Genomic DNA, 25,694 nt, shown 5'->3' with positions numbered 1-25,694 from the left:
CATCGCTCAGACCACCGGCACCCGCGGCCAGTGCAGGTCGCGCCCGCCGGACAGCGGCTCGCGCATCTGCTCCGCTTGCTCGTGCGGCACGCCCAGCGCGATGGCGCTGGCGGCGTCCAGACGAGCGAACTGCTCGTCGCTCAGGCTCAGCTGCAGCGCGCCCAGGGTGGCATCGAATTGCTCGCGGGTGCGTGAGCCGAGGATCGGGATCAGCGCGGTGCTGAAGCGCCGCGCCTTGTGCAGCAGCCAGGCGATGGCCACCCGCGTGGCGCTGCTGTCCTGCTCCTCTGCCACACGCAGCAATGCATCGAGAATGGCGGTTTCGCGGGTGCTCTTCTCGCCATGCACCAGCATGCCCAGCTTGGTCGCGCGGCTGTCGTCGTTGCCGGCGCGGTACTTGCCGGTGAGGAAGCCGCCGCCCAGCGGCGACCACTGGGTGACGCCCAGGCCCAACGCCTCGGCCATCGGCAGCAGCTCGCGGTCGGCGCTGCGCTCGGCCAGGCTGTATTCCAGCTGGATGCCCACCAGCGGCGCCCAGCCGCGCAGCTCGGCCAGCAGGTCGGCGCGGGCGATGCGCCAGGCCGGGAAGTTGGACAGCCCGGCGTAGTGGATCTTGCCGGCGCTGACCAGGTCGTCGAAGCCGCGCAGAATCTCGTCCATCGGCGTCATGCCGTCGGTGATGTGCGCCCACAGCAGGTCCAGGTGATCGGTGTTGAGGCGCTTGAGGCTTTCCTCCACCGCGCGCACCAGGTTCTTGCGGTTGTTGCCGGTGTGGGCGATGCCGGCGCCGGGCGCGGTGCCGAGGCTGTACTTGGTCGCCACCACGAAATCGTCGCGCTGGCTGCCGAGGAATTCGCCGAGCAGCACCTCGGCCTGGCCGGCCTGGTAGCCGTTGGCGGCGTCGAAGAAATTGCCGCCGGCCTCGACGTAGCCGTCGAAGATCTTCCGCGCCTCGTCGCGCTCGGCGCCATGGCCCCAGCCGGTACCGAAGTTGCCGGTACCCAGAGCCAGTTCGGAAACACGCAGGCCGCAGCGGCGGCCGAAAGTGGTGTAGCGCATGGCGATTCTCCCGTGAGGTTTGCTCAGGCGGCCAGGGCCGCGATCACTTCGGTTGTGGTGAGGATGGCGTGGGCGTAGGTCGGCCCGTTGATCTCATGAGCGGCATGCAGCGCCTCTTCGGAGAAGGCGGCGGTGGCGTCGCGCACCAGAGTCACGTGGTAGCCCAGCTCGGCGGCGAAGCGCGAGGTGGCCTCGATGCAGGTGTTGGCCAACAGGCCAACGACGATCACCCGGCGCACGCCGTGCTGCTTGAGCTGCAGGTCCAGGTCGGTATTGGCGAAGCCGCTGCTGCCCCAGTGCTCCTGTACCAGCACGTCCTGCGCCTGGGGCTGAAAATCCGGGTGCCATTCGCCGCCCCAGCTGCCGGCCGCGAAGACCTGGGCCTTCGCCGCACCCAACTGGTAGGGGCTGGCATGCGCCCAGCACTGGAAATCGTCGGGCCGCGCTCGATGATGGGGCACATAGAAGATGCGGATGTCGGCCTGGCGCGCGGCGTCGACCACGGCGCGCAGATTGGCCAGGGTGCCGAGGCGATCGGCGACGGGCTTGGCCAACCCGGTGAGCTTGCCGCCCTCGCTGAGGAAGTCGTTATAGGGATCAACCAGCAGCAGCCCGGTGTCCCGCTTCGAATAGCCCATGATCTTCTCCTTCGGACCGCGCCGCGATGGTTCGTGGCTCCGGTCGGTCCGGGGATGATCGTCGCGCCACACCGCCGCCGACGCCATCAGACCGCGGTTCAGCCGGCTCATGCATTGGTATAGGTCAGCCGCGGGTCAGCGCGCGCTCCACGCAGTTCAGCAGCTGCTCGGCGGCGAAGGGCTTGTTCAGCAGGCAGACGGCGCCACTGGCGCCGGCACGCTGGTGCAGGTCTTCCTCGGTGCGCGCGGTCATCAGGATGATGCGCGCGTCGGCGTCGTCGGCCAGCAACTGGCCGGTGAGGTCGATGCCGCTCATGCCGGCCATCTGGATGTCGCTGACCACGCAGGCGAAGCGCGCAGCATCGCTGGCCAGGAAATCCTCGGCGCTGGCGAACAGCTCGGTGCGATAGCCCTCCGAGCGCAGCAGGCTGGCGGTGGCCAGGCGCACCGACTCGTCGTCGTCGATGATGGAAATCAGCGGAGAATCGGACACTGGCTCATCCTCGGCAGGCCTACGCGGCGGACGGTCGCGTGTCAGTCGAATGCAGCTTGGCGCGAAGAAAGAGACTTGAACATCATACGGAGGTTCATGTGCGCAACGTGCCGTCGCGTTCGAGCTGCAGCACGCCGGCCATCTTCACCAGCTCCGCGAGGGAGCGCGCCTGCATCTTCTGCATGGCATGGCCGCGGTGGATCTTCACGGTGATTTCGCTCAGGCCCAGCTCCGCGGCCACCTGCTTGTTCAGCCGCCCGGTGGTGACCAGCGCCATCACCTGACGCTCGCGCGGGCTGAGGCTGGCGAAGCGTTCGTGCACGCCGTCGGCGTCGCGCTGCTGGGCACGGCGCAGGCGATCTTTGTCGAGGGCGGCGGCGACCGCGTCGAGCATGTCCTGGTCGCGGAACGGTTTGGTCAGGAAGTCGACGGCGCCAGCCTTCATGCTGCGCACCGACATGGAGATGTCGCCGTGGCCGGTCATGAACACCACCGGGATGGGATTCTTCAGCTCCAGCAGCTGGGCCTGGAAGTCCAGACCGCTGCGCCCGGGCAGGCGCACGTCGAGCACCAGGCAAGAGGCCTGCTCGGGGTGCTCGGCGTCGAGGAATTCCTGGGCCGAGCCGTACTGCCGGGTGCTCATGCCGACCGAGCGGAACAAACTGTCCAGTGCCGTACGCAGGGATGTGTCGTCGTCGACGATATGAACCAGTCCCGCCTCTTCCCGCATTACGCCTTCCTCGCCCGACATTCCCAGCCCCACAGTCTAGTCGTAGCCCGGCACCCTACCCCGACCCAGCGCGCGGGGCACCCATACCAAGGTATAGGCGCCTGCGCCGCGCGGCGTCTGGGTCGGGCCGTGCTTGTGGATGGTGACCTCATACCTAGATATGGCGCCGCACGCCCCTTCGTAGAATGGTCGCCCCGGCGCCGGCCGCCCATAGTCGGCAACACGGGTCGGCAGTGCGACCCCGGACGGCACACCGTGCAGTAGCCCCAGGCAGACGGCGACGCCCCATGCGGTTCCATCTGCTGGAGGTACGACACCATGGCCACTCCCCTCTCCACCCTGGGCATCGTCCACACCGCCATCAGCCTGGCGCCGGTGCTGATCGGCCTCTACGCCTTTCTCCGCCTCGGCCGCATTCCGCCGCGCGGCGCCCTGGGCGAGACCTACTGGTACGGCATGCTCGGCTCGGTGGTGAGCGCCTTCGGCCTGTCCAGCACGGGCGGCTTCAACAGCGGCCACGCCATCGGCCTGCTGGCCCTCGCGGTCATCCTGCTCGGCCGCCAGAGCCTGCAGCTGCAGCGCCTCGGCCAGCTGCGCCCGTACCTGGAAACGGCCTGCATGAGCTTCAGCTTCCTGCTGCTGATGATTCCGGGGCTCAACGAATCCCTGTCGCGCCTGCCGCCGTCCGCGCCCATCGGCAACGGCCCCGATTCCCCCGAGGTGAAGCTGGCCCTCCTGGTCGCGCTGCTCCTCTTCCTGGTCGGCTTCGGCTACCAGTGCCTGCGCCTGCGCGCGCGGCACGCCGGGCTGGCCCAACCGCAGTAGTACCCAAAACAGAAAAGGAGCACTTCGCATGGCCACCATCACTACCCGCGACGGCGTCGAGATCTACTACAAGGACTGGGGCAGCGGTCAGCCCATCCTGTTCAGCCACGGCTGGCCATTGAACGGCGACAGCTGGGAATCGCAGATGCTGTTCCTCGCCGACCACGGCTACCGGGTGATCGCCCACGACCGTCGCGGCCATGGCCGCTCCAGCCAGCCCTGGCACGGCAACGACATGGACCACTATGCCGACGACCTGGCCGAGCTGATCGAGGTTCTCGACCTGCGCGACCTGGTGCTGTTCGGCTTCTCCACCGGCGGCGGCGAGGTGGCGCGCTACATCGGCCGCCACGGTACCGACCGGGTGGCCAAGGCCGGGCTGATCTCGGCCGTGCCGCCGCTGATGCTGAAGACCGAGAGCAACCCCGACGGCCTGCCCATCGAGGTGTTCGACGGCATCCGCGCCGGCTCCGTCGCCGACCGATCGCAACTGTACAAGGACATCGCCGGCGGCCCCTTCTACGGCTACAACCGCCCGGGCGCCAAGCCGTCCCAGGGCATCATCGACGCCTTCTGGATGCAGGGCATGATGGCCGGCCACAAGAGCGCCTACGACTGCATCGCCGCCTTCTCCGCCACCGACTTCCGCGACGACCTGAAGAAGTTCGACGTGCCCACCCTGGTGCTGCATGGCGACGACGACCAGATCGTGCCGATCGGCGCCGCCGGCCTGGCCTCGGCCAAGCTCATCGCCGACGCCAAGCTGGTGGTCTACCCCGGCGCGCCCCACGGCCTGGCCGACACCCACAAAGACCAACTCAACGCCGACCTGCTGGCCTTCCTGCGCAGCTGATCCCACTTGCCCGCCGCCCGGCGGGCTCTGCGAAAAAGGAGAGACGAGATGAGCAAGGCACTGATCGTGGTGGACATCCAGAACGACTACTTCCCCGGCGGCCTGTGGACGCTGAGCAAGGTCGAGGCCGCTGCCGCCAAGGCCGCCCAGGTGATCGCGGCATTCCGCGCCAGTGGTGACCTGGTGGTGCACATCCGCCATGAATTCACCCGCCAGGACGCGCCCTTCTTCCGCCCCGGCAGCGAAGGCGCGCAGCTCCACCCCAGCGTGATCAACCAGCCCGGCGAGCCGGTGGTACTGAAGCACTACATCAACTCGTTCCGCGAGACCGAGCTGAAGCAGGTGCTCGACGACGCCGGCGTGGACGAGGTGGTGGTGGTCGGCAACATGAGCCACATGTGCGTGGACGGCATCACCCGCACGGCGGTGGACTTCGGCTACCGCACCACGGTGCTGCACGACGCCTGCGCCACCCTCGACCTGGAGTTCGACGGGGTAAAGGTGCCGGCGGCCCACGTGCACGCGGCCTTCATGGCGGCGCTGAGCTTCGGCTATGCGCCGGTGATCTCCACCGCCGAGTACCTCGGCCAGCACACGAGGAACGCCGCATGAAGCGCCTCCTCGCACTCGGCCTGGCCGGCGCGTTCGTCGCCTCGGCGCAGGCCCACGAACCGGGCGGCATCCACAGCGAGAAGACCGCCAAGGTCGAGGCAGCCTTCGACCTGGTGCACACCCGGGTGTCCAAGGACGGCGGCATGCTGGTGTTCGAGCAGCTGGTCGATGCCAAGGCCGGCAGCCGCATGCCCTCGCCCAAGGGCAGCTTCGCCGGCGCCGAGGTGTACAGCTACGTCTGGCCGACCAGCCTGGACGCCGGCAGCGTCGGCTTCGAGGCGGGCTCGGGCATCCTCGCCCTGGCCCTGACATCGCACCCCGACTTCGACGACACGCCGCAGCTGGACGAGAACGCCGACGGCAAGAAGGACAACGACGGCGGTCTCTGGCACTCGCACTGGGTGGTGCTGACCAAGGATGCAACCTGCGGCCCGTCCGGCCTCAAGGTGCGCGACATTCCCGAGGGCGCCAAGCCCAAGCTGCCGCCGACCTGGCCCGGCGCGCCGATCTACATCGACTCGCCCGGCTACGACCTGAGCGTGAAGGACGACGCCGCGCAGATCCGCGTGCCGCTGAAGGCCGTGGGTTTTCCCGAGACCTTCAACTACGACGGCGTGACCGCTGCCCTGCAGGTCAACGCCGACCTGCACGACCCGCTGCTGTGCGTCTCCAGCGTGTGGGACGTGGCCTCCGGCGACCTGTCGCTGCCGGCCACCTGGAACGCCAAGGACTGACACACGCCGCGCCGGCCCGGCTCGCCGGGCCGGCCGCCGCCAGCAACGATTACTGCCATTACAACAACGAGGAGCATGATCATGAAGAAGCTGACCAATGCCGTCGGCGCGCCCGTCGTCGACAACCAGAACATCCAGAGCGCAGGGCCGCGCGGCCCCGCCCTGCTGCAGGACGTGTGGTTCCTGGAAAAACTCGCCCACTTCGACCGCGAGGTGATCCCCGAGCGGCGCATGCACGCCAAGGGCTCCGGCGCCTACGGCACCTTCACCACCACCCACGACATCACCCGCTACACCCGCGCGGCGCCGTTCGCCCAGATCGGCAAGCAGACCGACATCTTCGTGCGCTTCTCCACCGTGGCCGGCGAGCGCGGTGCGGCGGACGCCGAGCGTGACATCCGCGGCTTCGCCATCAAGTTCTACACCGAACAGGGCAACTGGGACCTGGTCGGCAACAACACGCCGGTGTTCTTCCTGCGCGACCCATTGAAGTTCCCCGACCTCAACCACGCGGTGAAGCGCGACCCACGCACCGGCATGCGCAGCGCGCAGAACAACTGGGACTTCTGGACCAACCTGCCGGAGGCGCTGCACCAGGTCACCATCGTCATGAGCGACCGCGGCGTGCCCGACGGCTACCGCCACATGCACGGCTTCGGCAGCCACACCTACAGCTTCATCAACGCCGCCAACGAGCGGCACTGGGTGAAGTTCACCTGGAAGACCCAGCAAGGCATCCGCAACCTCAGCGACGCCGAGGCCGGGCAGGTGGTGGCCGTGGACCGCGAGAGCAGCCAGCGCGACCTCTACGAGAACATCGAGAAGGGCAACTTCCCGCGCTGGACCTTCTACGTCCAGGTGATGCCGGAGCATGAGGCCGGCACTTACGGCATCAACCCCTTCGACCTGACCAAGGTGTGGCCGCACAAAGACTACCCGCTGATCGAGGTCGGCGTGCTGGAGCTCAACCGCAACCCGGACAACGTCTTCGCCGAGGTCGAGCAGGCCGCCTTCAACCCCGCCCACGTGGTGCCGGGCGTCGGCTTCTCGCCGGACAAGATGCTCCAGGGCCGGCTGTTCTCCTACGGCGACGCGCAGCGTTACCGCCTGGGCGTGAACCACGCGCAGATCCCGGTCAACGCGCCGCGTTGCCCGTACCACAGCTACCACCGCGACGGCCAGATGCGCGTCGACGGCAACCAGGGTTCGCGCCTGGCCTACGAACCCAACAGCTACGGCGAATGGGCCGAGCAGCCGGAATACGCCGAACCGCCGCTGAGCCTGGAAGGGGCCGCCGACCACTGGAACCACCGGGTCGACGACGACTACTACTCGCAGCCCGGGGCGCTGTTCCGCCTGATGTCGCCGGCGCAGCAACAGACGCTGTTCGACAACACCGCGCGGGCCATCCACGGCGCCTCGCTCGAGGTGATCGAGCGGCACATCGGCAACTGCAGCAAGGCCGACCCCGCGTACGGCGCCGGCGTACGCGAGGCCGTCGCCCGCCTGCTCGAGTGACGCCATGCCGGGCACCCTCGCGGTGCCCGGCAGCCCTCCCACCACACCCGCCTTGGACGAAAGTCGAACGCGCACTTTCGCCGACTGCGACTAGCCTTGGAAGGTTAAGCGTGGCGCTGTGCCATGCTCGGCCTTTCGGTCTGTCGGCAGGCGCCTTGGCGCCGGTGTGGGAGGAGTAATGGAAGGGCAAGACTGCGGCACCCTGACTCCACTCGACGACCGTTGGGCGGCCGGCGCCTTGCCGGGCCTGGAGCTGCTCGACCTGGTCGACGAAAGCATCTTCCTGCGCGACCTCGAGGGCCATATCCGCTATTGGAATAAGGCCTGCGAAACGCTCTACGGCTGGAGCGCCGCCGAGGCGCTCGGCCAGCCCGCCCACGAACTGCTGCGCTGCCGCCACGCGCTGCCCATCACCGAGCTGGACCGCCAGGCGCACGACGACGGGCGCTGGTGCGGCGAGATCGGCCGGCGCAGCGCGGACGGCCGCGAGTTGCTGATTGAGGCGCGCTGGTCGCTGCACCGCGCCGCCGACGGCACGCCGCTCGGCATCGTCGAGAGCGGCCGCGACATCGCCGCCCGCCGGGCCACCAACCAGGCGCTGGCGGAGAGCGAATACCGCTACCGCAACCTGTTCCAGGCCATGGCCGCGTCGTTCTGGGAGCTGGACTTCAGCGCCGTCGGCGGCATGGTCCGGGCGTTGTACAAGAGCGGCGTCACCAACCTGCGTCAGCACTTCGCCGACCACCCCGAACTGGTGCGCGAGATGATGCTGGCCACCCGCGTGCTGGATGTGAACGAGCAGACCGTGCGCCTGTTCGGCCGCGGCGACAAGCGCGAGCTGCTGACCACGGTGGAGCCGTTCTGGCCGCATGCTAGCTCCGAGGTGTTCGCCGAGAGCGTGATCGCCGCGGTGACCAAGGCGCCCAGTTACGTCAAGGAGACCCGCCTGCGCTCCATCGACGGCGAGGAGTTCGATGCGCTGTTCACCGCCTCCTTCCCGCCGGAGAACATGGAGAAGGGCCTGCTCATGGTCGGGGTGATCGACCTCTCCGCGCGCAATCAGGCCTACGCCGCGCTGGAGCAGAGCGAGTTCCGCTACCGCAATCTGTTCGAGGTGATGGCGGTGTCGTTCTGGCAGCTCGACTCCAGCGGTACCAATCGCCTGTTCGCCGAGCTGCGCGAGCAGGGCGTGAGCGACCTGGCCGCCCACATCGACGAGCATCCCGAGTTCGTCCGCCGGGCGATGGACGCCACCGTCGCCATCGACGTCAACCAGCGCACCATGGCGCTGTACGGCGCGAAGGAGCGCAGCGAGATGCTCGGCCCGGTGACGCGCTTCTGGATTCCCGGCCGCGACGAGGCCTTCCGTCACAGCCTGGAGGCGGCCTGGCGCCGCGAGCCGGGCTACCTGGCCGAAACCAAGACGCGCACCCTGGACGGCCGCGAGCTGGACGTCCTGTTCTTCGTCACCGCGCCGCCCGAGATGCGTGACCGCGGCATGGTGGTGGTGGGCAACATCGACATTAGCGAACTGGTGGCGTCGCGCAACAGCCTGGAGCGCATGCAGAGCGACCTGATGCACGCCGCACGCATCTCCATGCTCGGCGAGCTGACCGCTTCCATCGCCCATGAGGTCAACCAACCCCTGGCTGCCATCGCCACCTACGGCGAGGCCGGCCTGCGCTGGCTCGGTCGCCCGCAGCCGGACCTCGACGAAGTGCGCGACCTGACCCAGCACATGGTGGCCGATGCCCGCCGCGCCGCCGAAATCATCGCGCGCATCCGCGGCATGGCCAGGCACCAGACGCCCGAACCGCAACCGCTGGCGCTCAACGCCGTGGTGCGCGAGGCCGTGGCCTTTCTGCGCCACGAGCTGAGCAGCCAGCGGGTGCTGCTGGAGCTGCACCTGCGCGCCGGGCTGCCGAAGCTGAACGGCGACCGCACCCTGTTGCAGCAGGTGCTGGTCAACCTGCTGGTCAATGCCACGCAGGCCATGGCCCAGACCGAGTGCGAGGAGCGCCGCATCGTGCTCTCCACCCGCAGGGAGAGTCCCGAATGGCTGCTGCTGACGGTGACGGACAGCGGCCCCGGCATCGCCGATGAGCATGTGCAGCGGCTGTTCGACAGCTTCTTCACGACCAAGCGCAACGGCATGGGCATGGGCTTGCCGATCTGCCGCAGCATCGTCGAGAGCTGCGGCGGCACCATTGCCGTGGAACCGCGCCCCGTCGGCCAGGGCGCCTGCTTCGTCATTCGCCTGCCGGCGCTGCCAGGCTGAGCCGAATCGGGCCGCGGCCCTGCCCCCTCGTCGAGTTTGCAGGCGTACTCATCTCGCCGGCGAAGCGGCGGAGTGCCGACGCAGGATCGAATCGCGCCGTCGGCGGTCAATCACAACAACGAGCAACGGGAATCCCGCGCCGGCCCCGCCCCGCATCGAACCGGCCGCGATTCCGGGTGGCACACCCCAGGACCCCGGCATGCCGCACACCACCCCACTCCTAATTCTCCTGCTGGCGCTGTTGCCGACACTTCCTGCCGCGGCCGCGGCAAAGCCGATTCCCGCGTTCAACACCTACGAAGCCGCGCCCTTTCTGATCGCCGGCGAGCAGGGCCTGGTGCCCGAGTTGGTCGACCAATTGAACCGCTTGCTGGTCGGGCATTACCGCCTGCAGTTGCGCAACCTGCCACGCGCCCGCCTGCTGCAGCAGCACCTGCGCGAGCCGGCGCAGTTCGACGGCGTGGTAATGCTGCTCAGCCCCGGGTTCGTCGGCGATGCGCAGCAGCGTGAATACCTGTGGAGCAAGCCACTGTTCCAGGATCACAACGTGCTGGTCATGCGGGCGGAGCAGGCGCCGGCGGAAGCGGACCGGGCCTGGCTACAGGGCAAGCGCCTGCTCGCCGTGCGCGGTCAGCGGCTGAGGCTGCTCGACGAGTTGGTGAAGAACGGCCAACTGCAGCGGGAGGACTTCAATAGCGAATTGCAGACCCTGCAGATGGTGGCCGCCGGGCGCGGAGACCTGACCTTCATGAATCAGCTGATGTATCGCCACCTGAGCCGCAAGCCCGGGCTGGGCGAGCGCCTGGCGGCCCTCCCGGTACCCGGCGGAGAGGCCGGCTTCACGCGGCATATTCTGGTGGGCAAACACGCCGGTGAGCTGTTGGAACCGCTGAACGCTGCCATCGACGCCCTGCACTGCCAGCCCGAATGGCGCACCACGGCGGCTCGCTACGGCTTCGCCGCCCTGCCCTGCCCGGCAGCGAGCGAGCTCAGTCGGGCTCCAGCTCGGCCTTGAGCGCTTCGAGGGCCGGCGCCGCATAGATGCCGACCTCCACCGCCAGCGCCAGCACCCGCGGCAGGTCGCTGGTGTAGACGAGTACGCACTGCAGCTCGTCATCCAGCGGCTCGCTGAGGTCCACCAGCACGTAGCCGCCCTTCTCCTTGTACAGCGCCGAGAGCTGCACCTGGATGCGGTTGAGCGCCTTCAGCGGCTCGACCTTCTGCAACTGCTTGGGCTTGATGTTGAAGCTCACCTGCGGGCCGAAGGAGTCGATGATCTGCTGCAGCAGCTGGTCGTAGGAGTCCGCCTGGAACAGCACGGTCTCCGGCAGGCTGCCGATCACCACCCACTCGCCCAGCGGAATCGGGAAATCGTCGTCGTAGTTGATGTCCGGATTGGCAGCCAGGAATGCCGCCGGGTCGGCGTAGGCCTGGGCGGCCTCGTCGGCGATGCGGGCAATCTCCTCGTCGGTCATGCAGCCGGAGCTGATCAGGGTGATGAGTTCGAGGAGCTGGGCATTCATGGGACGGTCCTGGGCGGGCGAAACGGGCGCATAGGATAGCCGCCGACCAGTCGTGGCGCACGTTCGGCCGGTGAGCGGCACCTCGCCTTTCAGTCGTGGCGCACGTTCAACTGGGTGAACTGCACCTCACCCAGGTCGTCGTCGCCGTCCTCGTCGTCGTCCTGCACGTAGGCGCCGGCCTTGAAATAGAAGGTCACATCGCGCCAAGCCGGGTCCTCGGCGTAGACGTCGTGGGTGATGCGTTCGCCATTGACCTCCACCGCCAGCACGCCGTCGCGCAGCTCGATGACATAGGAGAACAGGTCGTTGTCCACCGGCGTGGCGAAGACATGACTGATGTCCTCATTGGGGCCCTTGGGATGGCGCTTGATCAGCGCCCTAAGCTTGCCTTTTTGCCATTGCAGCTTGATCAGCGGGCGGGCGTCGAAGCCGTGGATCTGCCCAACGATGATCTTCTGCGTGCTCGGCGCGCGCAGCACGCGGGCGCTGGCGCTGAGCTGGTGGAAGCCGCTGCCGGACCAGTTGCGGTTGTCGTCGGTCGGGTCGAGCAGCTCACGCAGCTCGGAGCGCGGGTAATCGGAGTTCTTGGTGCTGCCGGCGCCGGACGGCGCGACGAAGACCATAGCGCCGTTGTCGGCCAGGTGGAAGTAGCGCGAGGCATAGCCGTCGCGCAACTTGGCGTTGTCCACCTCGCTGGCGTCGTCGTCCGGCAGCGTCAGCTTCCAGTGGCTCAAATCGTAGTTGCCGGACGGCGAACGGTAGTCGGTCTGTTCATCGTGGCTGCAGCCGGCGATCAGCAGCACACCGGCCAGGCAAAGGAGTGATCGACGCATTGGCTTACTCACTATGGCAATTGGGACGTCCCATCCAGACCCAGTGCAGACAGCGCGATCAGTATCCGGGTTTCACATGACAGGCGATCTTCCGCTGCGCCCCCGAACCGCGACGGCAGCGCCCGGTGATCGTTCAGCAGTTACGCAGACAACGGGTTGCTTCTGCCGAAAGCCATCATCGGCCATATACGGCCTCACGCTTCCAGCTAGAGAGCCAACAGTCGCCACAGTCAGCGATTGCCTGAACTCCCGCTCCAGCCGATCTGTCGATCCTCAGGGGCACTTGCCCTGACAACAAGCGCCGAGGAGACGAATGATGGCTCGAAAGACAATCCAGGACCTTTTCATTCACGAACTTTCCGACATCTACAGCGCGGAGAAGCAGATCACCCGGGCGTTGCCGAAAATGGCACGGGCGGCCACCAACCCGCTCCTGAGCCAAGCCTTTCAGGCCCATCGAAGAGACCCAAGGACAAATTGAGCGTATCGATAAGGTGGTTGAGATTACCGGCCTGAAGCTCAAGCGCATGAAGTGCATCGCTATGGAGGGCTTGATCGAAGAAGGCAAAGAGCTCATCGACGAGATCGAGAAAGGCCCCGTCCTCGATGCCGGCTTGATCGGCGCAGCGCAGAAGGTGGAGCACTACGAAATTTCGGGGTACGGCACTCTACTTGCGATGGCCAAGCACCTTGGGCTCGATTCAGAGGCGATATCGCTGCTGAAGGAAACGATGGCGGAAGAAAAGAGTACCGATGAGAAGCTGACCAATATCGCGGAAGAAGGCGGCAACCAAGCGGCGACGCTGTCCTAAGGAAAGTGGGAGAACGCTCAGTCGTTCTCCCCGTACAAACCTGACGCCGCCTCCCCCATGAATATCTCAATAGTCTTGGGGCCTACGCCCTCGAATTCGGCCAGGCGTCGTTCGAACTCGTCGCGATTGACGCTTTGCTGATGCATGGCGCTGATCTTCCCGCCATATTGCATATCCAGCTTTCGGCACAACTTCACCAGGCGATCCGCGGTGGAAATATCGTACCGAACATAGCGCGCCTTACCGAGCATGTTCACCAGCGCTGCCTTGCTGGAGTTGCCCAGCTTTTGCGGCGTATCCAACTTGTGCTGATCGACGATGACCCGGTAGGCCTGCTCGGCAATCGATTGCTGGATCGGCTTTCCGAATAGCAGGCACGCGACCAGCCACTTGAACAGCGCAGCGTCACTTGCCTTGGCCAGTCCCTCATCCAGGCCGAGCTGCTGCGCTGTAACACGCTTGTTGGTCACCACGCCGATCAGGTCAGATGCGCATTGCGTTCATGGGCTTTCCTGCCGGTTGCCCTGCGACTTGAACGCACCAATGAAGTTGCCATGACCATGCCCTTCTTCGCGCCGTACAGGGGAGCCACGCTTGTTCCACAAGCGCTCGTGGAAATAGAACGCGACGGTGTTACAGGCAGGCTCGATGAGTGCGACAAGGCCACCGGTCAAGAGACTTCCCGTCAGCAGGTAGGCAACCGTAAATGCTATGCAAAAGTGCAGCACGGCAAAGCTCAGGGTCTTGAGCAAGGGCTGTTGGTCTTGAACCCCAGCCCGACAGCATCCACGAAGCACGGCTCTCATCTCTTGGCCTCGAGCCCCGGTGTCTCGGAGCGATCAAGGAAGGCCTGGGTCAACTCTGGCAGGTGCTCTTTGAGCCACTCGGCCATCGCGATCTCCTGCGGCAGGATCTGCTCGCATGCCTTATGCGTCTGCTTTTCGATTCGGGTGCGCAGCTTCGGGTAGTTTTCCAGTCGCGACTTTTGCGCGCTGAGCATCTGCTCCGGCTGTTGCTCCATCGCATGGGCGTCGCGCAGCCAGTCGACTAGGTTTGCTCGTTTGTCAGCCATAGCGCTATTCCTCCGGTGGTGCCCTGTATGTCGGAAGCCTGTCCGCATCCTGGGTTCAACCTAATTCGCCGTCGGCAACCCCCCGTGCTAGAGGCTCTCGCTTCGCTTGCGGCCGGTACGCAATCTCCCTGAACTGTGCCACTTGAGGGCGACTCTTCATCTTTGATGAGCCCGGACGGCCTCGCAGAAAAACATTAGGGACGAACCCAACCGGAGGAGTCATTGATGTTCGTACATAACAAGCGACTGCAATACACCGTGCGTGTTGCTGGCCCCAACCCGGGCCTAGCCAACCTGCTCCTGGAGCAGTTTGGCGGGCCACAGGGGGAACTGGCCGCAGCGATGCGCTATTTCACCCAGGGCCTGAATGAGGACGACCCAGGCCGCAAGGACCTGCTGCTGGACATCGCAACGGAGGAGCTGAGTCATCTGGAGATCATCGGCTCGATCGTCGGGATGCTGAACAAAGGCGCCAAAGGCGATCTGGCCGAGGCGGTGGAGAAGGAGGCGGTGCTTTATCGCTCGCTGACCGAAGGCGGCAACGACTCGCACATCACCTCGTTGCTTTATGGCGGCGGCCCGGCCTTGACCAACTCCGCGGGCGTGCCGTGGACCGCGGCCTACGTGGATTCCATCGGCGAACCCACCGCGGATTTCCGCTCCAACATCGCGGCCGAGGCACGGGCCAAAATCGTCTACGAGCGGCTGATCAACGTCACGGATGATCCGGGCATCAAGGAGGCACTGGGCTTCCTCATGACCCGCGAACTGGCGCACCAGCAATCGTTCGAGAAGGCGCTGCACACCATCCAGCCCAACTTCCCGCAAGGCAAGCTGCCCGGCATGCCCGAGTTCACCAACGTCTACTTCAACATGTCCCAAGGTGATGGCGATCTTCGCGGCCCCTGGAACCAGGGCGATGAGTGGGAGTTCGTGGAGAATCCCGAGCCGGCAGTGGACGGTGGCGATGGTGACCCGACCGTCAAGCTTCCGAAGAAGCAGGCGGATGTTGTAAAGCAGATGGCGGTGCGCACTGCATCCGATCCATCCCTCGACCCGCTTACGGGTGCAGACCTCGGCTCGGGCGCCTACTCGAAAAAGTGACGCCCACCGCTGCGAGGCGAAACGCAGCCGGCGAGCCGGAGATCGCAGTGAAAGAAAAGCCAGGCAATTGCCTGGCTTTTCTTTGGTAAACCGCTGTTGCGCTGCAGGTGCGCGTCTTGCTGACAGTTCCCAAGACTCTATTCCGGCCTCAGATACTTTCAAAGTTGAGCGGCTGCGTTGCCATGGGTCCTAGTCCGGCACAGCCAGGCTACTGGTCCCGCAGACGATGAGTTCCAAGCCGAACAAATGACAGATACATATTTTAACTGGAAGCCACCGGCCGGTAGCAGACGCTGGTGACTGGCTGCTATCGGCCAAAAGCCGCCCTTCGTAGACCCTTCCCCCGGCATAAATCTGGGGTCAGCTTGGTTAAGGAACATGACTCTCCGTCGCGGGATAGTGCAGCTCAACTATGCGCTCCGATTCCGCCCAAAGCCTCGCAGCATCAGCCGTATTCAGCGCTCTTCGCGGGATGAAAGCCGAGGTTGGGAAACCGCGAGTTTCGCTGAGCCCGTTCGGACCGTAGTAACCGCCGCACTGAGCATGAGGCGCCGTGGCGGCGAACAGAGTGGGTAGCGCCCCCTGCGCCGCGGGCTGGAACAGGAACCACATGTAGCGGCGGAGCATCCCTGGCACGCTGCGGGCACCCATGCCATTAGGTATCAGTTCGGTCCGCGCGATGCCCGGATGGGATGCGATGCTCTGGATGCCCCAGCACTCCGCATTGCTGCGGCGCTGCAACTCGAGTGCGAACATGAGGCAGGCCAATTTGGATTGGCTGTAGGCCACCATTGGCTTGTAGTCGCGTTCTGACTGCAAGTCGTCAAAGTTGATGGCGCCGCGTCGCGCCGCCACGCTCGACAGGCTAACAACACGCGGGTTCAAGCCGTTGCGCAGCAATGGCAGTAGCCGAGCCGTCAGAGCGAAGTGCCCTAGATAGTTGGTGCCAAACTGCAGTTCGAAGCCGTCGGACGTCTCCCGGCGCATCGGCGGCGTCATGACCGCCGCGTTGTTGACCAGCAGCTCCAGACTGTCCTGCGAGTAGCGCAAGCGCTCGCCCAGGGCCTCTATCGATTCCAGACAGGCCAGGTTGACCGCCTCAAAACGAACGTCTGCCGCCGGAACCTCCCGGCGAATCTGCTCGATGGCTGCAGCGCCTCTCAAGGGATTTCGCCCCGCCACAATGACCTGAGCACCAGCTCGGGCCAGCGCCAGTGAAACCTGGAAGCCGATGCCGCCGGTTCCGGTCACCACGGCCGTTCGGCCGCCTTGGAAGGAAATGTCAGAAGTTTTCCAGCTGGCCATGGCCTTTGCCCCGCAGAACGGATGGAAGGTATGCTGAGTGCACTTTTAAAAGCATCTAGTGCAAGCTTAATTGCACCGAGTGCAGAATTACAATAAGGCACAGCATATGTCAAAACCCTCTCTTCCCAGCGGCCGCACACCCGCGGAAGGCGTGCGTGAGCAAAAGCGCCGAGAGACGCATCAGCGCATCGTCGACGCCGCGCTGAGCCTGTTTCTCGCCAATGGCTACCAGGCAACGACACTGGACGCCATCGCCGCCAAAGCCGGTATCTCGCGGCGCACCTTCTTTTCCTACTTCAAGTCCAAGGACGATATCGTTATGTCGGTCATGGACGCCGGCTGGGCCAGCATGTGCGCAGACCTGCTCAAGACCTCGCCCGATGAGCAACCACTGGACGCCGTGCGCGATGTCATGGCGAAGCAGATGTCGCGCTACACCACCGAGGAAATGACGTCTCTCGACAACCTGATGCGTTCGAGCGAGTCACTGCTTGCGCGCAAGCAGATCTTCTACGCAGAGCAGGAGCAGGCGCTGTTTGCCACGCTCTGCGAAGTCTGGAGGCAACCCGAGCGCCAGGTGGCGCTACGGATGGTGGCGATCATCTGCATCGGCGCGATGAAGCTGACAACACAGGCCTGGGGCAACCAGAGCCGACAAAGGAAGCCGATGGCGGACATTTTCTGTGAAGCCCTCGCCAGCCTGAAGTCCGAGGTTTGACTGCCCTGCCCCTCAAACATCGGGGCGTGACCAGGTCTGCTGAAGGGACTTCCTTTTCCCCCTTTCCAGCGACAGCCGTGTAGCGGCGATGGCGTTATCGAGAGACGACCGCAGCAGGCTGGAGAACTTTGGCCGCTCGGGAGTGGCGCGAACTGCCCGCTCCAGAGGGTCCATCGCCGGCAGAATACGGGGGAATGCCGCGCCACGCAGCGCGCCTCCGGGCAGCGAGGCGTGCTCGAAATGAATGGGCATACGCTTGGCTGAAGGCGCATAGACAACGTCGTCGCCGGTCCAGCGCAAGGCCAAGGCACGCCGACGACGGGTCCTCGATTGATTGCCGTATGAGCCGTGCAGCGTCAACGGGTGGAACATCAGGATATCGCCCGGTTCCATGTCCCAGTCGAGCAGCTCATAGCGCTCGGGATGGGCATTGATGTCCGGAATATCGTCCATCCCGTCATCGATGATCGCCGCCACGTAATCCGGCGAGATCGCCTTGAAGCGCTGTGGCCACTTGTGCGAGCCCTTCACGTACAGCAGCCCGCTGTTCTCACGGTTGACCGGATCACAGGGAATCCAGAACGAGCAGATCTGCTCGCCGCGAATCGGCCAGAAGCTCAGGTCCTGGTGCCACGGCGTGGGGGCATCCGTACCGGGCTCCTTGACGAACATCTGGTCGTAGAAGAAGCGGACCTCCTGGGAGCCCATCAACTGCTGGGCCCAGCGGGCGAAGGGGCCGTAGTAGATCAGGTCGCGCAGAGCATCAATGCGCTTCCAGAGAAAGATATCCATCTGGTAGCCCTCCACCTTGCGCGACATGAACCGCCCCACCACGGATGCATTGCTCCGCGCCGCCTCCAGGCCGCTTTCGATCATCGCCATCCAGTTCGGGTCAATCGCCCCCTTGATCATCACCACGCCATCGTCGCGGTAGCGCTGGATTTCCTCGGCGGTCAGGACTCGTACGGGGTATGCGGGATAGGACATGGTTCAACTCCCTCGGCACAGCGTGCTCGGTTTGTAATTGGAATAGGGAAATCGCGGAACAACTCAATATTGAGAGATTGCTCATTTTTGAATAATCTGCCACAAACAAACCGCGCCCTCAATAACGACAAGAGACCGACATGCACGACAACAAGACCAAGCTGCCTGCAGCAGTGGACATACTGATCATCGGTTACGGCCCCGTTGGCGCCACGCTGGCCGCCTTGCTCGGTCGCTATGGAGTTCACGTCCTGGCGGTCGACAGGGTTCATGAGGTGTTGCTGATGCCCCGCGCGATCGCCCTCGACAACGAGGCGCTGCGCATCCTTCAACTGGCCGGCCTGGCCGAGGATGCGTTCGACAAGATCGTCATACCCGAGGTACGCATGCACTGCCCGATGGTCGGCCAGTTCGGTCGCGCCAATACCAGCGGCAGTCTGGACGGCCATCCGAAATTGGTGACCTTCTATCAACCGGACCTGGAGCACTCGATGCGCGCCCAGTCCCGCCACTTCGCCAGTGTTCAGCACCAGGGTGGCTTCGAGCTGGTGGACCTGATCCAGGATGACAGCGGAGTGCTGGCCATCCTGCGCGATGAAGAAGGCAGCCTGCAGCAGGTCCGTTCGCAATACCTGGTAGGCGCCGATGGCGCTAGCTCGAAAGTGCGCAGCCTGATCGGCCAGGAGTTCCAGGGCACCAGCTACAGCCAGGACTGGCTGATCGTCGACGCGGCCGAGCGCGAACAACAGGCCATCGACCATATCGAGTTCATCTGCGATCACCGCCGCCCTACCCCGCACATGCCGGCACCTGGCGGACGAGAGCGCTGGGAATTCATGCTCCGGGCCGGCGAAACCCGTGAGCAGATGGAGAACGATGAACACATCGCCGCCTTGCTGCAGCCTTGGATAGATGCGGACCAGCTGAAGATCGAGCGCAAGGCGGTCTACCGATTCCACGCGCGTTGCTGCGAACGCTTCCAGAGCGGCCGGGTGTTCCTCATCGGCGACGCGGCGCATATCACCCCGCCCTTCGTCGGCCAAGGTCTGGTGGCCGGCCTGCGCGATGCCGCCAACCTGGCCTGGAAGCTCGCCTGGGTAGTGAATGGCCGCGCCAGCTCGAAGATTCTCGACAGCTACGACCAGGAACGTCGCCCTCATGCCCGCGAAATGATCGCGCTGGCTAAAATGATGGGGGGCCTGGTGATGCCCAAGAATGCTCCCGTGGCCTTTCTGGTGCACGGGCTGATGCGATCGTTAAGGCTGGTCCCTTACTTGAGATCACTGTTCGAGGAACTGGAGATCAAGCCAAAGAACAACTTCAAACGTGGCCTGTTCATGCCGGTGGCCCGTGGTCGCCGCTTACGTCGTGGCGGGCTGTTCCCACAGGGGCTTGTACGTACACAGAATGGCAGCATCAGCCTCAGTGACGATAGCCTGGGCGACCACCTAACCCTGGTCGGCTTCGGCATCGACCCTCGCACCCTACTGGACGAAGAAATTCGCCGCTGCTGGGAGGGTTGCGGCGGTCACTACCTGCACGTCGGGCTGCAGGGGCAGATGAGCCGTGCTGCAACCCCCTTTGTCGAGGACCTCAACAACGCCCTGCTCGGCAAGGCACCAGCCGGCTCGCTCGCAGTGGTGCGTCCCGATCGCATCGTCATGCATGAGGGCCCGCAAGCCCAGGCCGGCAAGCTGATCAGGGAAAGCCTGGCACTGCTCGGCTATTGAGTGGGTCTGCCCCAATGCGGACGCTTCCACTATCATCGGGCCTACTTCTCCAGCGAGTGGCCCAATGAGCAACACAGACCGAACCGACGCCCCTCTGACCCGCGGCCATAAAAAGCGCGAGCGTACACGTCAGAGCCTGATCGAGGCCGCGCTGCGCCTGTTGGCGCGCAAGGAAGTCGGCGAGGTCGCCTTGCTGGAAGTGGCCACTGAGGCGGAGGTAGCCAACGGCACCATCTACAACTACTTCCGCACTCGCGACGAAGTCATCGAGGCAGTCGGCATCGCGCTGGCTGACAAATTCTCCGAGACCATTTCGGCTCTTAGCATCGACGTGAATAGTGGCGCCCTTCGCCTTGCGATTGGCGTGCGCATGTTCATTCGCCGCGCTGCTGCAGATCCGACCTGGGCCAGTGCGGTAATCCGCGTGGTGCATTTCGATCAGGCGATTCGCTCGAAGATCGCCAACTATGTACTGGTCGATCTGCGCGCGGGCGCTGAGGAGGGCGTCTTTTCTTACCCCGACGAGAATATCGCTCGGGATCTGGTGGTGTCCTGCGTGGTTGGCGGGATGCGCGCAGTCATAGAGGGGCGCGGCATCCAGAACCACGACAGCCAGGTCGCGGAGATGGTGCTCAAGGCCCTAGGCACCACCCCGGCCCGCGCACGCAAGCTCGCCCAGCAGCCGCTGCCGGGCTGAGTCAAAGCAGCGAGCACACTCCCCTCTTTCACCAGTTGAGACTCTCAGCGAAAGCTCATTAGCAAGCATCGCAGCTACTTTGCTCGCCAGACCGGGCATGCGTTGCCACCTTTTGGGGCTTCGCGGTCGGCAAACCTCGGCCACCGAGCGCCCGCCTTGTGCTCACATACCGCATGTGTCAGCGCATGCTTGAGCACCTTACAAATGCTCACCATCAGATAAAAACAAAATAGATTGACCAATTTTGAACATTACTGTTCAATTTACTCATGTCGAATCTGGAGATATTCCGTTGACCCGTCTCAATCAAGCTCAGCGCCGTATTCACCAGGCAGCCCTGCGCCTCTTTGCCGAGAAAGGGGTCATGCAGCTGAATATCAGCGACCTCGCCGAGGAGGCGGGAGTGGCGCGCGGCACCATTTACAACAACGTGGAGACGATGGAGCAACTGTTCGAGCAGGTGGCCAGCCAATTGAGCAGTGAGATGCATCAGCGCATCGCGCTCAGCTTTGCCAGCGTCGAGGACCCAGCCGAGCGTCTCTCCAAGGGTATGCGCCTGTTCATCCGCCGAGCCCACGACGAGCCCCACTGGGGAGCGTTCCTCAACCGCTTTGCACTGAGCAACGCCTCGATGCGCGAGATGCTCTATAGCCAGGCCACCATCGACCTGCTCCAAGGGCTGAAGACCGGTCGCTACCAGATTCGCCAGGAGACTCTGGCCAGTGTGATCTCGCTGATTGCCGGCGCCACGCTTGGGGCGATTTTCATGGTGCGCGAGGGGATAAAAACCTGGCGCGACGCGGGCACCGAAGCCGTTGAGCTGCTGCTTCGCGCTCTGGGTGTTCCCGCCGAGGAGGCGCTGCGGTTGGCCAGGCTCGATCTGCCGCCCCTACCCGCTGTGGACTGACTGTTTATCCGGTTTCTAGCGACCCCGTGATTCGGGGTCGAAGGCGAAGCCTTGCCTGAAAAAAGTGCGGAGAACAACGATGACAATACCGAGCATGCAACCCCCGCTGGTGACGCCTCAGCCCGCCAGGCATCCCCAGCCCACGGTGAAGGCCACGGCGCTTGCCCATCTCATCTTCGAGCGTGCGGACCTGAGTCTTGCTGAGCGCTTCCTCGTTGACTTCGGCCTGCGCGTGGCCCGCCGCGATGCCGACAATCTCTATATGCGCGGCACTGGCAGCGCCGCCTATTGCTACCAGGTCCGTCGTGCCGAGAAGACACGCTTCGTTGGCCTCGGCCTTGCCCTCGCCTCCCGGGCGGATCTGGAGGTCATCTCGCGCCTGCCAGGTGCCTCTCCCATCCAGCCCAATCAGGCCCCGGGTGGCGGCGAAAAGGTCTGCCTGACCGATCCCTCCGGGTTCGTAGTCGAGGTGGTATTCGGCCAGACCCCCGCCGACGTCATTCCACATCGGCCTGCTCTGCCGCTCAACCAGGTCGACAGCCATGCCCGTATCAACGGCACTCAGCGCCCGCCCATCACTCCACCGGAAGTGATCCGGCTGGGCCATGTGGTGCTGGAAGTTGCCGATTTCCAGGCCACGTGCGCCTGGTACACCCAGCATTTCGGCCTGATCCCCAGCGACGTCCAGGTGCTACCGGACGGCTCGCCGGCCGTCGCCTTCATGCGTCTGGATCTGGGAAACGAGCCGGCCGACCATCACACGCTGGCTATGGCCCAGGGATTCATGGCGACGTACAGCCACAGCGCCTACGAAGTGGTGGATGCCGATGCCGTCGGGGTCGGCCAGCGCATCCTGCAGGAACGCGGCTGGAAGCATGCCTGGGGCATCGGCCGGCACATTCTTGGCAGCCAGATCTTCGACTACTGGCAGGACCCCTGGGGCGACAAGCATGAGCACTACTGCGACGGTGATCTGTTCACCAGCGAGCGGCCCACCGAGCTGCACAGCGTAAGCCCCGAGGCCATGGCCCAATGGGGCCAGCGCATGCCGAAGAGCTTCACCAAGCCGGTACTCAACTTCACCAATCTGCGACTGCTACTGCGCAACCTGCGGCGAAGCCCGGACCTGACCTGGCGAAAACTGGTGATGCTGGCGCGGCTTTTCGGATAGCCCGCGCCATGAAGATCTGGAGTCGCCGCTCAGCGCTCAAGGCCGGGTTGACCCTGGCAGGTGGGGCCTTGCTGCCGACTTCGACGAGCAGTTTTACAGAACAACAACACCCAGCCTTTGTGCCACCACCCTCCTCATCGGGAGCCATCGTCATGCCCGTTCACGTAGTCCGCTTCGAACACCAGAACAAGGTCCAGTGGGGCGTCATTCGCCAGGACCGCATATCGATCATTCCCGGTGAGTTTGCCACCACCGGCGAGCTGATACGGGAAACCCGCATCGCCGAACTGGCCGAGCTGCGCGGTGATGAGCTGAGCCTGGATGCCGTTACCCTGCTATCGCCCGTGACGCAGAACCAGCAGTTCGTGTGCCAGGGCGCCAACTACCGGCAGCACATGATCGAGTCGGGGATGGACCCTGACGCGAAGAACTTCAACATGATCTTCACCAAGGCTTCCAGCTGCATCGTCCCGGCGAACAGCCCGCTGATCAAACCGCGCGTGGTGCGCTTCCTCGATTACGAGATCGAGCTCGGCCTGGTGCTCAAGCGCGAGATCACGGGCCAGGTGCAGGTCACGGACGCCAACCTGCACGAGTTCGTGGCCGGGCTGGTGATCGTCAATGACTACTCGGCGCGGGATATCCAGATTCCGCAAATGCAGTTCTACAAGGGCAAGAGCTTCCGCACCTTCGGCCCGGTCGGGCCATACCTGTGCCTGCTGGAAGCCAAGGACATGGGCTATCTCAAGCGCCTACAGCTGCACCTGAGCGTGAACCAGCAGACACGCCAGAACGACAGTACCGCCAACCTGGTGTACGGGCCCGCGGAAACTCTCACGGAGCTCTCCGGCGTGCATGACTTTGCCGCCGGAGACCTGATCGCCACCGGCACGCCAGCCGGCTGCGCCCTGACGATCCCGTCGCCCACTAAGCAGCGCATCGGCGCCCTGCTGCCAGAGTCGGTGAAATGGAAGGTATTCATGAAAGCCCAGGAGGGCCGCAGCAGCCATTACCTGAAAGCAGGCGATGTGGTGGAAGCGTCCATCCGCAGCGCCGATGGCGCCATCGACCTCGGCGTACAACGCAATGTCGTGATGGAGCAAGCCTGATGGCCGTTCGTTCCCTGCACGATATTCACGTCCTCGAAAGCCCGCCCTTGGCGCAGCGGGGCCTGGCCGCGAGCACTTACGAAGCCTTGCGGCGCTGCGCCGCAGCGTATGCCGATGCGCCAGCGCTGAGCTTCTTCCTGCACAGCAAGGACTACCAGAACACTCATGAATGGAGCTACGCAGAGCTGTTCGCCGATATCACCCGGGCGGCCAATGCGTTTCATGACCTGGGTATCGGCCCCAAGGATGTGATCGCCTTCCTGCTGCCGAACCTGCCGGAAACCCACTTCACCATCTGGGGCGGTGAAGCCGCCGGCATCGTCATGGCGGTCAACCCCATGCTGGAAGCCTCTCAGATCGGCGACCTGCTTCGCGCTGCCGGTGCCAAGGTAGTGGTGACGCTGGCCCCCACCCCAGGAGTGGATCTGTGGGACAAGCTCTCCAGCGAGCTTGAACGCCTGCCGTGCGTGCAGGACATCGTGTGGGTGGACATGACGCCCTATGTAGGCGCGCTTTCCGCACTCGCCTTGCGCTGGATGGCCGCACGGGAGAAATCCCATCACCGGGGACGGCGCATGCACAACCTGCGCGCCCTGATGCGCCGGCAGCCCCAGGACCACCTCAAAAGCGGCAGGCAGATTCGATCGAACGAGCATTCGTCCTACTTCTGCACGGGAGGTACCACCGGCCTGCCGAAGATCGCCATCCGCACCCATGGCTCGGAGGTATTCAATGCCTGGTCCATGGATGCCGCCACTCAGCCGAGAGCTTCCGGCCAGGTGATCTTCTGTGGCCTGCCGCTCTTCCATGTCAACGGCCAGCTGGTGACCGGGCTCATGCCCTGGACCCACGGTGACCGGGTGATCATCGGCACTCCCCAGGGTTACCGTGGCGAAGGGGTCATCGCCAATTTCTGGGCCATCGTTCAGCACTTCCGGATCACCTCCTTCTCCGGTGTGCCCACCGTCTATTCGGCGCTGCTGCAGCATCCGGTAAACGGCTTCGATCTCTCCAGCCTGCAGTACGCGCTCTGTGGCGCTGCGCCCATGCCGGTCGAGCTGTTCCGCGAGTTCGAACGCCGCGTCGGCGTGCGCATTCTCGAAGGCTATGGGCTGACGGAAGGCGCCTGCGTCTCCTCCAGCAACCCTCCGGAGGGCGAACGGCGAGTCGGCTCCATCGGCCTGCGCCTGGCCTACCAGGACATGCGCGCGGTGATACTCAACGACGCGGGGACATATCTGCGCGATGCCGCCGTGGATGAGGTCGGCGTCATTGCCATCCATGGCCCGAACGTCTTTGCCGGTTACCTGGACAGCAACCACAACAAGGGTGTCTGGATCGAGATCGATCACCGGCGCTGGCTCAATACTGGTGATCTGGGCCGCCAAGATGCCGAAGGCTATTTCTGGCTGACGGGCCGCAAGAAAGAGCTGATTATCCGTGGTGGCCACAACATCGACCCCAAACAGATCGAGGAGGCCCTGCAGGCGCATGCCGCCGTCGCGCTGGTGGCCGCCGTCGGCAGCCCGGACGCCCATGCGGGGGAAGTACCCGTTGCCTACGTCCAGCTCGCTGCTGGCCAAAGCACCGGCAGTGCGGAGCTGATGGCGTTCGCCAGCGCCAATATCCCCGAGCGCGCGGCGGTTCCCAAACGCATCGAAATTCTCGACGCCCTGCCAGTGACGCCGGTCGGCAAGATTTTCAAACCCGCCCTGCAGCAACGGGAGATCGCCCTGGTAATTCGCCAAGAGGCCCAGGCACTCGGCATTTCCGAGCTCGGCGTCGACGTGGTTCAGGACGCCAAGCGCGGCCTGGTCGCCCAGATAGCCGTCGCGTCCGAGCAGGCCGCACTGGCCCAGGCGCTGGGCCGTTACAGCTTCCCCATCGAATGGCACAGCACGCCCGGGAGGTCATCCATTGCCCCACCATCTGCCCAGCTAACCAGCTGATCTAGCCCCGTAGACACTCGATGGCCGTCGCTCTTCC

Annotated in this window: 26 protein-coding genes and 1 pseudogene; 16 read left to right on the top strand and 11 right to left on the bottom strand. The window is 64.6% G+C overall.

Annotated features, from left to right (window positions below; all coding sequences use genetic code 11):
• Window positions 1-6 precede the first annotated feature (6 nt).
• From NF616_RS00365 to NF616_RS00350, 4 genes are all read right to left on the bottom strand, one after another.
• Complete coding sequence (locus NF616_RS00365) at window positions 7-1,059, bottom strand: aldo/keto reductase (protein ID WP_252270882.1); 1,053 nt, start codon at window positions 1,057-1,059, stop codon at window positions 7-9.
• A gap of 23 nt (window positions 1,060-1,082) precedes the next feature.
• Window positions 1,083-1,697: a cysteine hydrolase family protein gene (locus tag NF616_RS00360; protein WP_252270880.1), complete on the bottom strand. Its 615-nt coding sequence runs from the start codon at window positions 1,695-1,697 to the stop codon at window positions 1,083-1,085.
• 124 nt (window positions 1,698-1,821) lie between these two features.
• Window positions 1,822-2,190 carry a response regulator transcription factor gene (locus tag NF616_RS00355; protein ID WP_252270878.1) on the bottom strand — a complete coding sequence of 123 codons (369 nt, stop codon included), beginning with the start codon at window positions 2,188-2,190 and terminating at the stop codon, window positions 1,822-1,824.
• Between the two features lie 94 nt (window positions 2,191-2,284).
• Entirely contained in the window at window positions 2,285-2,920 is a 636-nt protein-coding gene (locus NF616_RS00350) for a response regulator transcription factor (RefSeq protein ID WP_252270872.1), read from the bottom strand.
• A 318-nt stretch (window positions 2,921-3,238) separates the two neighbouring features.
• On the opposite strand from NF616_RS00350, the gene NF616_RS00345 reads away from it, so the two are divergent.
• The 7 genes from NF616_RS00345 to NF616_RS00315 all read left to right on the top strand — a co-directional run bounded on the left by NF616_RS00345 (window position 3,239) and on the right by NF616_RS00315 (window position 10,755).
• Complete coding sequence (locus tag NF616_RS00345) at window positions 3,239-3,745, top strand: hypothetical protein (RefSeq protein ID WP_252270868.1); 507 nt, start codon at window positions 3,239-3,241, stop codon at window positions 3,743-3,745.
• 28 nt (window positions 3,746-3,773) lie between these two features.
• Window positions 3,774-4,598, top strand: coding sequence for an alpha/beta fold hydrolase (locus NF616_RS00340; RefSeq protein ID WP_252270866.1), 825 nt, complete (start codon window positions 3,774-3,776; stop codon window positions 4,596-4,598).
• Between the two features lie 48 nt (window positions 4,599-4,646).
• Window positions 4,647-5,210, top strand: a complete 564-nt coding sequence (locus tag NF616_RS00335) for a cysteine hydrolase family protein (RefSeq protein ID WP_252270864.1) — start codon at window positions 4,647-4,649, stop codon at window positions 5,208-5,210.
• Window positions 5,207-5,944, top strand: coding sequence for a hypothetical protein (locus tag NF616_RS00330; protein ID WP_252270862.1), 738 nt, complete (start codon window positions 5,207-5,209; stop codon window positions 5,942-5,944). The genes NF616_RS00335 and NF616_RS00330 overlap by 4 nt, the downstream gene beginning before the upstream one ends.
• An 81-nt stretch (window positions 5,945-6,025) precedes the next feature.
• Window positions 6,026-7,462 carry a catalase gene (locus NF616_RS00325; RefSeq protein WP_286674861.1) on the top strand — a complete coding sequence of 479 codons (1,437 nt, stop codon included), beginning with the start codon at window positions 6,026-6,028 and terminating at the stop codon, window positions 7,460-7,462.
• Between the two features lie 178 nt (window positions 7,463-7,640).
• Window positions 7,641-9,740, top strand: coding sequence for a PAS domain-containing sensor histidine kinase (locus NF616_RS00320; protein ID WP_252270855.1), 2,100 nt, complete (start codon window positions 7,641-7,643; stop codon window positions 9,738-9,740).
• 199 nt (window positions 9,741-9,939) lie between these two features.
• Entirely contained in the window at window positions 9,940-10,755 is an 816-nt protein-coding gene (locus NF616_RS00315) for a substrate-binding periplasmic protein (protein WP_252270853.1), read from the top strand.
• Here NF616_RS00315 and NF616_RS00310 read toward each other — a convergent pair.
• Window positions 10,730-11,263 (bottom strand): hypothetical protein, encoded by a 534-nt coding sequence (locus NF616_RS00310; protein ID WP_252270848.1) that lies wholly within the window; start codon window positions 11,261-11,263, stop codon window positions 10,730-10,732. The genes NF616_RS00315 and NF616_RS00310 overlap by 26 nt on opposite strands.
• Before the next feature lie 89 nt (window positions 11,264-11,352).
• Entirely contained in the window at window positions 11,353-12,096 is a 744-nt protein-coding gene (locus tag NF616_RS00305) for a polysaccharide lyase family 7 protein (protein ID WP_252270845.1), read from the bottom strand.
• A 316-nt stretch (window positions 12,097-12,412) separates the two neighbouring features.
• Here NF616_RS00305 and NF616_RS00300 point away from each other — a divergent pair.
• Window positions 12,413-12,908 (top strand): annotated as a pseudogene (locus NF616_RS00300) (YciE/YciF ferroxidase family protein).
• Window positions 12,909-12,925: 17 nt separating this feature from the next.
• Here the strand turns inward: NF616_RS00300 and NF616_RS00295 are convergent.
• The 3 genes from NF616_RS00295 to NF616_RS00285 are packed head-to-tail and all read right to left on the bottom strand — an operon-like array spanning window position 12,926 to window position 13,980.
• Complete coding sequence (locus NF616_RS00295) at window positions 12,926-13,378, bottom strand: DNA methylase (RefSeq protein ID WP_252270842.1); 453 nt, start codon at window positions 13,376-13,378, stop codon at window positions 12,926-12,928.
• Window positions 13,379-13,408: 30 nt separating this feature from the next.
• Window positions 13,409-13,714, bottom strand: coding sequence for a DUF2061 domain-containing protein (locus tag NF616_RS00290; protein ID WP_252270841.1), 306 nt, complete (start codon window positions 13,712-13,714; stop codon window positions 13,409-13,411).
• Window positions 13,711-13,980 (bottom strand): DUF892 family protein, encoded by a 270-nt coding sequence (locus tag NF616_RS00285; protein ID WP_252270839.1) that lies wholly within the window; start codon window positions 13,978-13,980, stop codon window positions 13,711-13,713. Before NF616_RS00285 ends, NF616_RS00290 begins: the two co-directional genes overlap by 4 nt.
• Before the next feature lie 225 nt (window positions 13,981-14,205).
• Here NF616_RS00285 and NF616_RS00280 point away from each other — a divergent pair, with 225 nt between their 5' ends.
• A complete protein-coding gene (locus NF616_RS00280) occupies window positions 14,206-15,084 on the top strand; it encodes a manganese catalase family protein (RefSeq protein WP_252270835.1) in 879 nt (292 codons plus the stop codon).
• 369 nt (window positions 15,085-15,453) lie between these two features.
• On the opposite strand, the gene NF616_RS00275 is transcribed toward NF616_RS00280, so the two are convergent.
• Window positions 15,454-16,389: an SDR family oxidoreductase gene (locus NF616_RS00275; RefSeq protein ID WP_252270832.1), complete on the bottom strand. Its 936-nt coding sequence runs from the start codon at window positions 16,387-16,389 to the stop codon at window positions 15,454-15,456.
• Between the two features lie 106 nt (window positions 16,390-16,495).
• Between NF616_RS00275 and NF616_RS00270 the strand changes: the two genes are divergently transcribed.
• The gene (locus NF616_RS00270) at window positions 16,496-17,107 is read left to right on the top strand and encodes a TetR/AcrR family transcriptional regulator (RefSeq protein ID WP_252270826.1); all 612 of its coding nucleotides are present in this window, start codon (window positions 16,496-16,498) and stop codon (window positions 17,105-17,107) included.
• Window positions 17,108-17,119: 12 nt separating this feature from the next.
• Here the strand turns inward: NF616_RS00270 and NF616_RS00265 are convergent, their stop codons facing one another.
• Entirely contained in the window at window positions 17,120-18,094 is a 975-nt protein-coding gene (locus NF616_RS00265; protein ID WP_252270824.1) for a phytanoyl-CoA dioxygenase family protein, read from the bottom strand.
• Window positions 18,095-18,234: 140 nt separating this feature from the next.
• On the opposite strand from NF616_RS00265, the gene NF616_RS00260 reads away from it, so the two are divergent.
• The 6 genes from NF616_RS00260 to NF616_RS00235 all read left to right on the top strand — a co-directional run bounded on the left by NF616_RS00260 (window position 18,235) and on the right by NF616_RS00235 (window position 25,657).
• On the top strand, window positions 18,235-19,824 hold the full coding sequence (locus NF616_RS00260; RefSeq protein ID WP_252270822.1) for a bifunctional 3-(3-hydroxy-phenyl)propionate/3-hydroxycinnamic acid hydroxylase: 1,590 nt from the start codon (window positions 18,235-18,237) through the stop codon (window positions 19,822-19,824).
• Between the two features lie 64 nt (window positions 19,825-19,888).
• Entirely contained in the window at window positions 19,889-20,521 is a 633-nt protein-coding gene (locus NF616_RS00255) for a TetR/AcrR family transcriptional regulator (protein ID WP_252270817.1), read from the top strand.
• Window positions 20,522-20,813: 292 nt separating this feature from the next.
• Window positions 20,814-21,428 carry a TetR/AcrR family transcriptional regulator gene (locus tag NF616_RS00250; protein WP_252270815.1) on the top strand — a complete coding sequence of 205 codons (615 nt, stop codon included), beginning with the start codon at window positions 20,814-20,816 and terminating at the stop codon, window positions 21,426-21,428.
• Between the two features lie 79 nt (window positions 21,429-21,507).
• A complete protein-coding gene (locus NF616_RS00245; RefSeq protein WP_252270814.1) occupies window positions 21,508-22,599 on the top strand; it encodes a VOC family protein in 1,092 nt (363 codons plus the stop codon).
• Between the two features lie 152 nt (window positions 22,600-22,751).
• Window positions 22,752-23,708, top strand: a complete 957-nt coding sequence (locus NF616_RS00240) for a fumarylacetoacetate hydrolase family protein (RefSeq protein WP_252270813.1) — start codon at window positions 22,752-22,754, stop codon at window positions 23,706-23,708.
• On the top strand, window positions 23,708-25,657 hold the full coding sequence (locus tag NF616_RS00235; RefSeq protein ID WP_252270811.1) for an acyl-CoA synthetase: 1,950 nt from the start codon (window positions 23,708-23,710) through the stop codon (window positions 25,655-25,657). Before NF616_RS00240 ends, NF616_RS00235 begins: the two co-directional genes overlap by 1 nt.
• The last annotated feature ends 37 nt before the right edge of the window (window positions 25,658-25,694 follow it).

It is taken from the genome of Pseudomonas subflava, from assembly GCF_023823685.1.
Taxonomy (GTDB): Bacteria; Pseudomonadota; Gammaproteobacteria; order Pseudomonadales; family Pseudomonadaceae; genus Aquipseudomonas; species Aquipseudomonas subflava.
The sequence above is the reverse complement of the archived record's forward strand: the minus strand, read 5'-3'. Positions and strand labels throughout refer to the sequence as shown.